Origin of the sequence: Microcystis sp. LE19-41.2A (genome assembly GCF_027530405.1) — a bacterium.
Lineage (GTDB): Bacteria > Cyanobacteriota > Cyanobacteriia > Cyanobacteriales > Microcystaceae > Microcystis > Microcystis aeruginosa.
In genome coordinates this window covers 1-12,934 of record NZ_JAPZQJ010000079.1, presented here as the reverse complement: position 1 = coordinate 12,934, position 12,934 = coordinate 1, and the positions used below count along the sequence as shown (strand labels likewise).

General features: G+C 43.7%; 12 protein-coding genes and 1 pseudogene. 11 read left to right on the top strand and 2 right to left on the bottom strand.

What is annotated here, in order from left to right; genetic code table 11:
• Nucleotides 1-85 precede the first annotated feature (85 nt).
• Together O9290_RS03490 and O9290_RS03485 are read right to left on the bottom strand one after the other, a co-directional pair.
• Nucleotides 86-3,190 (bottom strand): efflux RND transporter permease subunit, encoded by a 3,105-nt coding sequence (locus tag O9290_RS03490; protein ID WP_288054811.1) that lies wholly within the window; start codon nt 3,188-3,190, stop codon nt 86-88.
• A gap of 170 nt (nt 3,191-3,360) precedes the next feature.
• On the bottom strand, nt 3,361-4,038 hold the full coding sequence (locus tag O9290_RS03485) for a C40 family peptidase (protein ID WP_288054809.1): 678 nt from the start codon (nt 4,036-4,038) through the stop codon (nt 3,361-3,363).
• Nucleotides 4,039-4,808: 770 nt separating this feature from the next.
• Here O9290_RS03485 and O9290_RS03480 point away from each other — a divergent pair.
• From O9290_RS03480 to O9290_RS03430, 11 genes and pseudogenes are all read left to right on the top strand, one after another.
• Entirely contained in the window at nt 4,809-6,197 is a 1,389-nt protein-coding gene (locus O9290_RS03480) for an LCP family protein (RefSeq protein ID WP_002758468.1), read from the top strand.
• 2 nt (nt 6,198-6,199) lie between these two features.
• Nucleotides 6,200-6,700: a pentapeptide repeat-containing protein gene (locus tag O9290_RS03475; RefSeq protein ID WP_002758466.1), complete on the top strand. Its 501-nt coding sequence runs from the start codon at nt 6,200-6,202 to the stop codon at nt 6,698-6,700.
• Between the two features lie 338 nt (nt 6,701-7,038).
• A complete protein-coding gene (locus tag O9290_RS03470) occupies nt 7,039-7,626 on the top strand; it encodes an anthranilate synthase component II (RefSeq protein ID WP_002758465.1) in 588 nt (195 codons plus the stop codon).
• 61 nt (nt 7,627-7,687) lie between these two features.
• On the top strand, nt 7,688-8,497 hold the full coding sequence (locus tag O9290_RS03465; protein ID WP_002758464.1) for an MBL fold metallo-hydrolase: 810 nt from the start codon (nt 7,688-7,690) through the stop codon (nt 8,495-8,497).
• A 180-nt stretch (nt 8,498-8,677) separates the two neighbouring features.
• The gene (locus O9290_RS03460) at nt 8,678-8,905 is read left to right on the top strand and encodes a hypothetical protein (RefSeq protein ID WP_002758463.1); all 228 of its coding nucleotides are present in this window, start codon (nt 8,678-8,680) and stop codon (nt 8,903-8,905) included.
• Nucleotides 8,905-9,345, top strand: a complete 441-nt coding sequence (locus O9290_RS03455) for a type II toxin-antitoxin system VapC family toxin (protein ID WP_002758462.1) — start codon at nt 8,905-8,907, stop codon at nt 9,343-9,345. The genes O9290_RS03460 and O9290_RS03455 overlap by 1 nt, the downstream gene beginning before the upstream one ends.
• A 65-nt stretch (nt 9,346-9,410) precedes the next feature.
• A pseudogene (locus O9290_RS03450) lies at nt 9,411-9,593 on the top strand (Tse2 family ADP-ribosyltransferase toxin); the annotation flags it as partial.
• A 23-nt stretch (nt 9,594-9,616) separates the two neighbouring features.
• On the top strand, nt 9,617-10,150 hold the full coding sequence (locus O9290_RS03445; RefSeq protein ID WP_223210047.1) for a hypothetical protein: 534 nt from the start codon (nt 9,617-9,619) through the stop codon (nt 10,148-10,150).
• Nucleotides 10,151-10,215: 65 nt separating this feature from the next.
• Nucleotides 10,216-11,853, top strand: a complete 1,638-nt coding sequence (locus tag O9290_RS03440) for an ABC transporter permease (RefSeq protein WP_002758458.1) — start codon at nt 10,216-10,218, stop codon at nt 11,851-11,853.
• Nucleotides 11,854-11,933: 80 nt separating this feature from the next.
• A complete protein-coding gene (locus tag O9290_RS03435; protein WP_288054806.1) occupies nt 11,934-12,062 on the top strand; it encodes a hypothetical protein in 129 nt (42 codons plus the stop codon).
• A gap of 108 nt (nt 12,063-12,170) precedes the next feature.
• Nucleotides 12,171-12,596, top strand: coding sequence for a photosystem I reaction center subunit II PsaD (locus tag O9290_RS03430; protein WP_002738785.1), 426 nt, complete (start codon nt 12,171-12,173; stop codon nt 12,594-12,596).
• The last annotated feature ends 338 nt before the right edge of the window (nt 12,597-12,934 follow it).

Here is a 12,934-nt window from a genome sequence, read left to right as displayed (position 1 = left end):
CACACCCCACACCCCACACCCCACACCCCACACCCCACACCCCACACCCCACACCCCACACCCCACTTCCCACTGTGCAGGGGGATTATTTTCTAGAGAATAAAACGTAAAAACAGGGAATAATAAACAGAGTTAACAGAGTTGCTAAAGACAAACCCGAAAAAACGACAATTCCTAAAGGTTGCAGGAATTCTCCCCCCTCTCCTAATCCTAAAGCGAGGGGAAATAAACCTAAAACCGTGGTCACGGTAGTCATTAAAATCGGTCGTAAACGTTGGGGAGCGGCCTTTAAAATAGCTTGTAGTCGAGTAAAACCGAATTCTTGCCGCAATTGATTCGCCAATTCCACCATAATAATCCCGTTATTAACCACAATGCCCACCAATAAAACCACCCCGACGATGACAATGGCATTAATCGGGGTTTTGGTCAAATATAGTCCGAAAATTCCCCCCGCTAGGGCTAAAGGAACGGTTAACATAATCACCAAAGGGTCTATGAGTGAGTTATACTGCACGGCCATGACCACAAAGACTAAAAATACTGATAAACCCGCTAATAAACCCAAAGAACCCTGAATTTCTTGATTAGACGTGGCGGCAGCACTGGGTAAAATGCTGATACCATCGGGTAAGGGAGTGGAATTTAAAACCGATTGTACCCCCACGAGTGCGTCACTTAATTTCGCCCCTTCGACTAAACTGCCGATAATAATAAAAACTTGACGCTGATTGATTCTCTGGATGACTCCGGGGGTTTTTCCCGCTTCAATCCGGGCTATATCTGCTAATTTTAAGTCTTCTTGTCTATTGACAAAAATAGGTATTTGTGATATGTCACTAATTTTTTGCCGCGAGTTGGGGTCCAATTGCACTCGGATATCGATTAATCTTTCTCCCCGTTGCAGTTGGGTGGGGATCGATCCTTGAATAGCGGTCCGTAGCGTTTGTCCCACTTCCAGGGTACTCAATCCCAAACTATTTAAGCGGGTCCAATCGGGTTTAATCTGAATTTCCGGTTGTCTGGGGTCAGCATCGGCACGAAAACGCGCACTAGGGACTTTTTCATCGAGAATACTGAGGATTTCTTCACCAGCTTGCTCTAAAGTTTTCCCATCGCGTCCCTGTAACATCACATCCACATCGGCACCAACGGAGGGAGAGTTATTAAGAATAATACCGCGCACTTGACCGGGGGTGAGACGCAAACGCACGTTAACGAGGTTTAATTGCTCTAGTGCTTTGCTCATGCGTTCGATATATGCTTCTGTATTAGTGCCTTGTTTGAGATTAATCGTACTAGAAGCGCGCAAAATATTTTCATTGGTAGTTGTGCCAAAAAGAGAACCGCCACTGGTAGTAAAAACATACTCAGTTTCCGGTTGTGATAATAAAATCTTTTCTACTTCCCGCATCACCTGACGGTTAGTATTTAAATTGGTACCCGGGGGAAATTGGGCAAAAACGTTCACCTGTCCGGTTTGAATACGACTAAAGACTTCCTGGGGGATATATTGCCAGAGATAGAAACTACTTCCCCCTAAAATTAAAAAGGCCAGCAGGATAACAGGTATTCTGTAGTGGATGATTTTAGCTAAAAAACGACCGTAGAGGATGGTTAAACCTTCTAGACGTTGACTAAAGACTTTTAAGAGCCAAAACCGATGGATACCACGGTCAACCCCCATATTTAACAAACGACTGGCCAACATGGGAACAACAGTTAACGCACACAACAGAGAAGCAGCCACAGCAAAACTGATAGTGAGGATAATCTCGTTAAACAGCAGAGAGATAAAACCACCCAGTAATAAAAATGGCAGGATAGAGACGAGATTAGTCGCAGTGGAGGCCAATAAAGCAGATTCTACCTCTTGGCTGCTATTACGGGCAATTTCTAAAAAATCTCGCTTATTTTGGTTTTGATTAACTTTGAGGGCAATATTTTCCAGCATGACAATGGAATTATCCACCACGATACCCACCCCTAGGGCCAATCCTCCCAAACTAAACACATTTATCGATAACCCGAATAACTTCATACAGATAATTGCGACGAGGGTAGAAAGAGGAATCGCTAGGGTAATGATAAAAGTCTGTCGCAGGGAACCGAGAAAGACGAATACAGTCAGTCCTGCTAGAATTGTCCCCGCTAGTCCCGAGGAAACCACGTTATTAACCGCGTTTTGGATAAATACAGACTCATCAGTAGTGGGGACGACTTGTATTCCCCCGGTCATTAACCCGGATTTTTTTAATTCTGTAATGCGTTTTTTGACCCCTTCTACCACAGCAATCGTGTTCGCATTCGGTTGTTTTTGGACGCTAACCCTCACGGCATTTTTTCCATTTAGGGTGACAAAAATTCTTTGTTCTTCTGTCCCATCGATAACTCTGGCCACATCCCGCAGATAGATTTTTTCTTCGGGATTATTACTATCGGTCAGCGCTAAATCTTGGATATCCGCTACGTTTTTAAATTTCCCCACCGCACGGGTTAAAGGTTCCCCGGTTTCTCCCTGTAGTCGGCCCCCAGAGATGTCCTGATTGCGTCTTTTTAGGGTGTCTAAAACCTGATTTAATCCCACTCCTAAAGATTGTAATCGCTGCAGGTCAATATTAACTTGAATTTCTTCTCTAACTCCCCCAATCACGTCCACCACTGCCACTCCTTCCACAAATCCTAATTCTCTCCCTAATTCTTCATCGGCAAATAATCTTAAATCTTTTAGGGGTAGGGTATCAGAAACGAGAGCGAATTCATAGACGGGTAAACGAGAGGGTTCAAATTTGTTTAAGCGCGGTTCCTCAATAATATCGGGTAAATTTTGTCGGACACGATTAAAACTTTCGGTAGCTTCATTTAAAGCAACATTTAAGTCTCCCCCCGGTTGAAAAAATAAATCTACTCGCATCCTTCCCTCGCGAGTTTCTGAATAAACTTGCACTACTCCCTCGGTGGCACTCATTCCTTCTTCTAGGGGTTTAGTTACTTCTTCGAGAATGACTTCCGGGGAAACTCCAGGTACATTCATCCTTAAACTAATGCGGGGATAAGTGATAGAAGGAAGCAAGTCCACTTCTAAACGATTTAGAAAAAAAAGACCGATGATGATAACTGCTATAGTTAACATCAATACTCCTATGTGACGACGAATTGACAGACCGCTTAGGGAGATGTTTTCTGACATGATTACCTATGGGGGAGAGTAAGGAGTGAGGAGTTAGGGGTTGGGGTTTTGGGGTTTTGGGGTTTTAGGGTTTTGGGGTTTTAGGGTTTTGGGGTTTTAGTTGAAATTTCCCCATTTCCCCATTTCCCCATTTCCCCATTTCCCCATTTCCCCATTTCCCTGATAACTGATTAATTGTGCATAACTCGACCGAAACTCCATAATTTTTGATAATAATGACGACTAACGCTATCCCTATCATCAGTAAGTAGATTTATAGCGATACCATTGTTACCTGTTTCTTTTCCTGAACTGTGGATATATTGATTATTCCCTAGATATAAAGCCACATGATTAACTCTTTTATCACCAAAGAAAATTAAATCTCCTGGTAGTAATTCCTCTCGGTTTATTTTTTTACAAAAAGCTTCCTGTTGATAGGAATCCCTCGGCAACCAAATACCAAAAGTGGCAAAAGCAGCCTGGATTAATCCTGAACAATCGTAATTAGGTGCAAGGGTTCCACCCCAGAGATAATGATTGGTACGGTTCCTTGCTTCCTGAGTAAAAGTGATAATCTCAGGAATATGTTTTTCTATGTCGGAACGAGTTAGAGGAATTTTTTGATAAGCTGTGGTGGCCACCGCAATTGCATCTAAATCTTCTCCGCATAACCAAGCTAAATAATTATCTTCTCTTAGCTGAATTTGTAGCCCTTTTTCGGTAATTTCTAGGGAAATAAATTTTAATTGTCTTCCCTGTTGTGCTTGGGTCGCTAACTCTTGACAACTGGGAGAATTGTAGAGATTTAAGTCTCTTATACAGAGATATTCCTGGTTGAATGATGGGGTAAGAGAGATGATTTTCATAAAAAATAGCTCAGAATTTATTGACAGAAAAAACTGCATTACTAGCCAAAAGCAAAGGGATAACAACGAGGAGAATAACCTTAGTTCGTTCTGTCATCTTCAAGTTTCCACCTCTCTTAATTCGGCTCTCTTATTCTTTGTGTGAGCAGTTTAACTTACTATAGAAGCGATCAATCTTTCTTTGTGTCCTCTGTGTCTCTGTGGTTCCTTCCACTCGCTCGCCAGCAGGACTGTATCTTAGAATACATTTTACCCACCAAACCTAAGAGAGCCTTAATTCTTGGCCATAAAGATAATCTATAACCGAACTGAATCCCTGAAAAATTATTAAACCTATGGCATAATTAACCTTTCAGGGTTCAAAAACTGCAAAAATAAGGATTAAATGGCATACAATCGGTGAATAGAGCATTTAATCGTTTATTATTCGTTTTTAATTCTCCTGACTACTGGCTACTGGCCACCAACTCCTAACCCTAACAACAATTTTTGATTTTTACAACAGGTCTAGGATAGCCATTTCCTTAACAATATGTTACAATAGCCGGCGAGAGGGGAGTGGCCAATATCTGGAACTTTTGGGCTAGAGATAGATTCTATCGATCAACAGTCACCTCCTGGGTGGGTGGAATTAAATATAAGATGAACGTAGGTTGGGTTGAAGTATGAAACCCAACGCCCGCATGGGTTACGCTACCGCTAACCCATCCTACAAATAATTGTTCCTCCCTACTTAAAGTAAGCTTTTAATCAGATGTTGAGGTTAGTCCATGGCCAATGTTTCGGGGCGGTTTCAAAAGCAAGAATACAGCCAAAACTCAGAAAATACCGTCGCGGTGGTCAGTTCAGTCATGTCCGGTTTAAAAAAAGCATCTCCCCTACAAAAGGGCTTATTTTGGGGAATAACCCTCAGTTTTACCGCCCTAGTTTCCGCCACTGTTGGGGCTGCCGTCGCTTTAATTAGTCCCTTACCCGCACCAATTGGGGCTATCTTCCAAAAAACATCTTTTCCCACCCAAACAGACATCCTTGAGGATCAAGCTTGGAATAGCTTAATCAATCAGCAGCTTTCTCGTCCTGTTAATATTTTAGTTATGGGCATCGATCGAGTTTTAGATGCCAAAAACAGCGACGATGTATTTAAAGGTCGCAGCGATACCATGCTCCTAGTGCGCTTCGATCCTAGCGATAAAACCGTGAGAATGTTGTCTATCCCTCGCGATAGCCGCGTCAGAATCCCCGGCCATGGTTTTACTAAAATCAACGATGCTAACGTTCACGGTGGACCGACTCTAGCGGCAGAAGTGGTCAGTAATACTTTAGGGGATGTCACCGTTGATCGCTATGTGCGGGTGACTACCGATGCCTTCAAGGAATTAGTCGATTTAGTCGGGGGTGTAGAAGTTTATGTACCCGAACGAATGTATCATAAAGATGTCACCCAAAAATTAGAAATTGATTTACAAGAGGGTTGGCAAAATCTCAACGGCGACCAAGCAGAACAATTTGCCCGTTTTCGTAACCCGCAATACGGCGATATTGGTCGCGTACAAAGACAACAAATTTTATTAAAAGCACTCCAACAAAAGATTTTTAGTCCGACAATTCTCCCCAGTCTCCCGAAAGCAGTACAGGTTTTACAACAATATATCGATACGAACTTAAGCGTCGAGGAAATGCTGGCTATCGCTAATTTTGGACGGGAAATTAAACAGGATGACTTAAGAATGATCCTACTCCCCGGCCGGTTTAACAACCTCGAGGAATACGATGGTCGCAGTTATTGGATTTTGAACCGTCGCGAAATTAGAACCATTGTGGCTAATAATTTTACCGATAACTATGGGGGGGGAGAAACCTCCGTTTATAGTCTGCGGATTGCCATTCAAAATGCCACCCATACCAAAGGTTTAGCCCGTCGTACTCGCAATTATCTGGCCAAACAGGGCTACACAAATGTTTATATTAGCGATGACTCCTCCCAAAAGCTAGAAACCACCGCAATTATTGCCCAAAAAGGTGATGTTCAGTCCGCTAACCTCTTGAAAAATCAATTGGGAATCGGTAAAGTAGAATCATCCTCCACTGGTGCTTTAGACTCAGACCTAACTATTCGGGTGGGTGATGATGTGTCCCAGTTTTTTGACGCTCAACAGTAACAATGTTGAAAAATTTTTTCAGTCTGGTTTTAATTATTTTGCTGGCGATTCTTTGGCTACTTTTCGCGGCCCGTCCGGTGGCTTTGGCCCAAGATAAAACGATTAACTATAGTTTTGCCCAGCTGCAAGATCGGGATTTTTCCCATCAGGATTTGCGCGGAGGAGTTTTCGCAGCTGCCGCGATGCGGGGAGTTAACCTAGAAGGTGCCGATTTATCCTATAGCATTCTCACCGAGGCTGTCCTCTTAAAAGCTAACTTAAAAGGGGCCGATTTAACCGCCTCTTTGGTAGATAGAGTTACCCTCGATTTTGCCGATTTAACTAATACTATTTTTACCGATGCGATCGCTACTCGCAGCCGTTTTTATGACACAATTATTACCGGGGCCGATTTCACTAACGCGGTGATTGATAACTATCAGGTCAAGTTAATGTGTGAACGGGCCGATGGCATTAATCCAGTCACGGGAGTGGCCACCAGAGATAGTTTAGGCTGTGATTAGGGTTTGCTGAATAAATCTAAAAACCTTGTTGGGTAATAATTTTAGACTTTTTATCAATCAAAAAGTACCAGATCTGGGAGTGATCGGGGGGAAAATCCCTGGACTTTTTCCCTGAAAGTTAGGTAATTGACCCCCTCAAAACCCCACACCCCACACCCCACACCCCACACCCTGTCCCCACAAAAAACTTTTTGCCGCAAACCCTAATTAGCAATTCCGGGCAGATTCTAGCTGACTGCTCAAAAATAGCCTACCCCCTACACCCCGGCTATCTCGATCGAGACAGCCGGGGTGTAGAATAAAAATACTGAGCGAGGCTAAAGAAAGGAGAGGGACTCTTGATAATCGTCATCGATAACTATGATAGTTTTACCTACAATTTAGTCCAGTATTTGGGAGAATTAGCCTCCGAGTTCCCGATCGCTGTGCCGATCGAGGTCTATCGTAATGATAAAATCGACTTGGCCACAATCGAACAAATGCGGCCGGATGGGATTGTCATTTCCCCCGGTCCTGGTCGTCCAGTCGATGCGGGCATATCTCTGGAATTAATCGCCAAATTTGGCCCCCGTTTGCCAATTTTGGGGGTCTGTCTCGGTCATCAAAGTATCGGTCAGGTATTCGGAGGGGATGTGGTCTGGGCCCCAGTCTTGATGCACGGCAAAACTTCCCCAATCTATCACAACAATGAAGGGGTATTTCAAGGCTTAGAAAATCCTTTTACTGCCACCCGTTACCATAGTTTAGTGATCGAGCGCTCCACCATGCCGGATAATTTAGAGATCACGGCCTGGGTAGAAGATGGCACGGTCATGGGAGTCCGTCATCGGGATTACCCCCACATTCAAGGAGTACAATTTCATCCCGAAAGTATTTTAACCACTGCTGGCAAGGAACTTTTAAGAAACTTTCTGCGATCCCTCTAGTGTTTGCTAATCCCCAACCCCTGAAATTAACCTTCAATTGATTAATTCTGCATCTACATTTATGAAAAGGCGAGATTTTATCTTATCGGCGGGGGCAAGTTTCTTAACCGTGGCAGTAAGCTCAGTTTTAGCGGAAACTAAACCGAAACCCACTAACCCCACTTCCCCCCAAAAACCCGATAATTCCCTCTTAGTTCAATGGTTGGGTCATAGTTGCTTTTTATTCACCGGAGGAGGGCAAAGAGTCCTAGTTAATCCTTTCCGGGCAATTGGTTGTACGGCGGGTTTTCCTTTGCCAAAAGTAGAAGCAGATATCGTTTTAATTAGTAGTCAACTGTGGGATGAAGGGGCGGCCGAGGGTTTACCCGGTAATCCGAAAATTTTGTTTGAGCCGGGGGCCTACGATCTGGGTAAATTAAAACTACAGGGTATTAGTATCGCCCACGATCGCATGGGTGGGCAACGTTTCGGTATGAATGTGGCCTGGCGTTGGACCCAAGCGGGGATTAGTATTGTCCATTTAGGGGGGGCAGCGGCCCCAATCGAATTAGAACAAAGAATTCTCCTAGGTTCGCCGGATTTAGCTTTTATTCCCGTGGGAGGTGGTCCAAAAAATTATAATCCCCAAGAAGCAAAACAGGCGATCGAAGTTTTACAACCGCGAATTGCTATACCAACTCAATACTTTACCAGTGCCGCCGATAAAAATGCCTGTGAATTGGTGTCTGTAGATGAGTTTCTCAAGTTAGTCAAGGATAAAAATATCCGTTTGATCGAGGACAATAAATTACGGATTCGTGCCGCCGATTTACCCAAAAAAGGGACGCTCATTCGCGTGTTTGACTACCGCAAACTGTTAGAGAAATCCTAATTTTTAGGAGCCAATGACCTAGTCCTATTGATTAACTAATTTTTTCTCGTGTAACGCACCATCAATTTCCTGATATTCCCCGGGTTACGTTGTTGCTAACTCGCCCTACAGCCCTGATCATAAATCAGGGTTATAATTATTTTTAAGAAATTCCAGAATATTCAGCCCCAAGGAATGTCTATGTTACTACAAGACCTAAAGGAAGAAGCGGTTAAGCTATCACCGAGCGAGCGACTTGCGCTGGTTAGCGCCATTATTGAGTCCTTGCAGAGTACCCCAATTGCTAGACCTGATCGTGCTGGTGCAATTCAACGGATGCGTGGCTTACTCAAAACAGACCAACTTGCACCAACCGACCAAGAAGTAGCTGCCATGTTGGAAGAGCGTCGGCTGGAGAAATACCTTTAGTGAGAGTTTTAATTGATACTAATGTTCTCCTAGATTTTCTATTGCAGAGAGAGCTATTTTTCCAAGATGCAGAACGACTATTTCAGGCGATCGATTCCGGTCAGATCGTCGGGTATGTCACAGCCACAACCCTCACGGACATTTTTTACATTGCTCGAAGACACACGCGCAGTATTGAGCAAGCACGGCAAGCAGTTTCAGAGACATTGACAGCAATGGAAATCTGCCCTGTAAACCGGGAGGTTCTAGAGGTAGCGTTTAGTTCAGGTTTGGCTGATTATGAGGATGGGATTCAGGTTGCTTGTGCTGTAGCTCAAGGACTTGATGCTATCTTGACCCGAGATAATCAAGGGTTTTTGAATTCATCGGTACCTGTGTTATCAGTTCAGGAGTGCTTGCATCGCTTGCAAGAGCCAAATAATAGCAAATCCACCTTATAAAATCAAGTTTACAGGCTTTTTGGTTCGTGAGGGGGTGAGGAGTGAAAAGTGAGCAGTTACAGCCAAAATTTGGCGGCATGGGCAAAGCTCCTTTGTGGCAGATTGATGACAGCATTATTACAGGAGATTTACAGGCTGTCCAAGATAGCCCAACCCACGTTAGCATCATGCCAAGAGTTACAATGGCTCTAGAAAGGTACGAAGCGGCATTGGCAAAGACCCAAAAATATTGGGAAAAGGTGGATTAGTGGCATACACACAATAGGAGTCTATGAAAATGGCATGGATATTTAGTTTATCCGCAGAATGTGGTTCTGATGAGAGCAAGGCCGATAAATTTGCTCAACATTTTCAGGGAATGTCATTGTTGCTGTCAAATGGTCGCCAGTGCCAATGTCGCACAGACACATTCCAAGACATAGAAGAAAATTGGTGGTGTCGCGTTTCACCAAATAATCTTAGCGAAGTGGGAATAGACAGCCCTGAAAGTGCCTATTCAATGACAGAGTTAGGTATTTTACTCTATCAGTCCCTACGATTTGCCCCCACCTTCCGTTATGCACTGGTTGGTGTTGAAGTCGATGAATTTAGAACATACACTGAGCTTATCGAAGAATCATCCAATCTATCTATCCCAGGACTGGTTTTAGCGAAACCACTTGCAGGCGAGCTAGGAATATTGCCAGTATTTCGCTCCTTTAGCCCTAGTTATGTTTGGCAACCTTACGCAGGAGAAGTTTACAACCCGCTGATGACATCGCCAAATCTGAAAAACAAGCTTAATGAACTGCTGGCTGTAAGTTGACCTCACAAGCGAAGAAGGCATAACTAGACCGTTCTCTAAAAATTGCTTTAACAATCTTATTAAAAATGTTTTTGCTGAAAGAATCTCGCTCTTTTTTTAGACAGGGATGGACAATTGCGGTTTTACTAATTGCCCTGCTTGTTTCCCTGCCAATTTTATCGGTTGCCAGTAGTTTATTAACTAATTCCAGTCAAGTCTGGCAACATCTGATCGAAACTGTTCTCTGGGATTATCTAGTTAATTCTTTTTGGTTAATGTGCGGGGTGGGCAGCGGCGTTTTAATCATCGGTGTCGGCACAGCTTGGTTAACAACGATGTGTCAATTTCCCGGTTGTCAACAATTTCAATGGTTATTATTACTACCCCTTGCCGCTCCTGCCTATCTCTTGGCCTATACTTATACCAATATGATGGACTATTTTGGTCCGGTGCAGACGTTCTTAAGAAGTGTTTTCGGTTGGAATAGTGTCGAGGATTATTGGTTTCCTAATATCCGTTCTCTTTGGGGGGGGATTCTGATGTTAATACTGGTGCTTTATCCCTACGTTTATCTGTTAGCAAGGGTCGGTTTTTTAGAGCAATCTGTCTGCACGGTGGAGGCAAGTCGCTCCTTGGGATGTAATCCTTGGCGCAGTTTTTTTACCGTCGCTTTACCCCTAACAAGACCGGCAATTATGGCAGGATTAGCCCTAGCTTTAATGGAAACTCTGAACGATTTTGGTACGGTGCAGTATTTCGGTATTAATGCTTTTACCACGGGGATTTATAATACTTGGTTCGGTATGGGCGATCGCATAGCAGCGGGACAGTTATCCACAGTTTTAATGGTATTTATCCTCGTTTTAGTTTTCCTTGAACAATCCTCCCGTCGTCAAGCTCGTTACTATGAAATGACCAATCGTTTCCAGTCACCGACTAAGTACAAACTGGGATTTATTCGCAGTTTTTTGGCAATTATCTCCTGTTTTGTGCCGGTATTTCTGGGGTTTATTGCCCCTGCTTTCTATCTAGCTTATCTAGCCTTTAATCATGCCCAAGAAACTTTTAATAATGACTTTTTTAGTTTATCGGGAAACAGTTTTTTTCTGGCCAGTTTAAGCGCAATTATTGCGGTAGTTTTAGCTTTAATTCTCGCCTACGGGGAAAGACTTAATCCGAATAAAACTCTTAAGAGTTCTGTGCGGATTGCGGCTGCTGGTTATGCTATCCCCGGCATAGTTATCGCCGTGGGGGTTTTAATTCCTCTCGGTAAATTAGATAACTTTTTCAATCAAGGATTAAATATCAATTTAATTCTGAGCGGCACGATTTTCTGTCTGATTTTTGCCTATATTGTCCGGTTTTTAGCCGTAGCTTTTTCCACGTTAGAATCGAGCTTAAGTAAAATTAAACCTAGTTTAGATGATGCTTCCCGCAGCCTTGGCTATGGCACCGGTGCCACTTTAATTAAAGTGCATATTCCTCTTTTGTCGGGGGGATTATTGACGGCGGCTATGTTAGTTTTTGTCGATGTGATGAAGGAATTACCCGCTACTTTGGTGTTAAGACCTTTTAATTTTGATACCCTAGCGGTGCGCGTTTATCAATACGCCAGTGATGAACGTTTAGTGGAAGCGGCGGCACCAGCCCTGGCCATTGTCCTAGTGGGATTAATTCCGGTAATTTTTTTAAGTTGGCAAATTTCCCGACGGGCGATCGATTAAAGTGGTGGCCGATTCCTAGACAAGTTGGCGATCGGCCAGCCGCTTAGTTCTATTTAGGGTTTGCGGCAAAAAGTTTGTTGGTGGGGTTAGGAGACAGGAGACAGGAGACAGGAGATTATTTTATTTATTCTCCCCACACCCCACACCCCACACCCCACACCCTGCCGCGAGGAAAAACTTTTTCGGTAAATCCTAGTTCTATAGTCTAGTACAAAATAATGTTACAGTTCTTGACAAGACTACTAGAGAGGGGGGGTGTCAGTGATAGGATTCCCTAAAACCCCTTTTCTTTATTTTTGTAGAGAGAACAAAATCCTATGACAGAACTTTCTGGAAAAGCTCCTAAGTTCGGTGGCAGCACGGGCGGTTTACTCGCCAAAGCCGATCTGGAAGAAAAGTACGCCATCACCTGGACAAGCAGCAAAGAACAAGTCTTTGAAATGCCCACCGGTGGCGCCGCTATCATGAACGAAGGCGAAAATCTCCTCTATTTGGCCCGCAAAGAACAGGCGCTCGCTCTTGGTACCCAATTCCGGACGAAATTTAAGCCCAAAATCGAAGATTACAAAATCTATCGGATTTACCCCAGTGGTGAAGTGCAGTATCTCCACCCTGCTGATGGTGTCTTCCCCGAAAAAGTTAACGCTGGTCGTGAATTTTTCGGCAAAAAAGACCGCAATATCGGCAAAAACCCGGAACCGGCGACAATTAAGTTCTCTGGTGTCACTCCCTACGAAGCATAAATAATCCCTAAAATCGAGAGTGGGGAGTTAGATTTAGAAGCTATTTGGCCCCAAGATTTAACTTCTGACTCTCGATTTCTCTGATCGCAATCGCAATCAATTGCTAGTTAGGGTTTACTGAAAAAGTTTTTCCTGGGGTTAGGAGTTAGTGGCCGGTCGTCAGGAGATTGCTTTTATTTATTCTCCTAAGTAGCTGGTTATAATTAAATTAAAAATGGATTTTAGCTTCGATCCCCCCTTAATCCCCCCTTGATAAGGGGGGTGCCGATCCCCCCTTAATCCCCCCTTGATAAGGGGGGTGCCGATCCCCCCTTAATCCCCCCTTGATAAGGGGGGTG

What these genes read in the sequence shown, in the direction of transcription:
- O9290_RS03475 (WP_002758466.1), top strand. Translation starts at nt 6,200, where the DNA reads ATGTTGAAAAATTTTTTCAGTCTGGTTTTAATTATTTTGCTGGCGATT.
- O9290_RS03430 (WP_002738785.1), top strand. Translation starts at nt 12,171, where the DNA reads ATGACAGAACTTTCTGGAAAAGCTCCTAAGTTCGGTGGCAGCACGGGC.
- O9290_RS03465 (WP_002758464.1), top strand. Translation starts at nt 7,688, where the DNA reads ATGAAAAGGCGAGATTTTATCTTATCGGCGGGGGCAAGTTTCTTAACC.
- O9290_RS03480 (WP_002758468.1), top strand. Translation starts at nt 4,809, where the DNA reads ATGGCCAATGTTTCGGGGCGGTTTCAAAAGCAAGAATACAGCCAAAAC.
- O9290_RS03485 (WP_288054809.1), bottom strand. Translation starts at nt 4,038, where the DNA reads ATGAAAATCATCTCTCTTACCCCATCATTCAACCAGGAATATCTCTGT.
- O9290_RS03445 (WP_223210047.1), top strand. Translation starts at nt 9,617, where the DNA reads ATGAAAATGGCATGGATATTTAGTTTATCCGCAGAATGTGGTTCTGAT.
- O9290_RS03440 (WP_002758458.1), top strand. Translation starts at nt 10,216, where the DNA reads ATGTTTTTGCTGAAAGAATCTCGCTCTTTTTTTAGACAGGGATGGACA.
- O9290_RS03460 (WP_002758463.1), top strand. Translation starts at nt 8,678, where the DNA reads ATGTTACTACAAGACCTAAAGGAAGAAGCGGTTAAGCTATCACCGAGC.
- O9290_RS03490 (WP_288054811.1), bottom strand. Translation starts at nt 3,190, where the DNA reads ATGTCAGAAAACATCTCCCTAAGCGGTCTGTCAATTCGTCGTCACATA.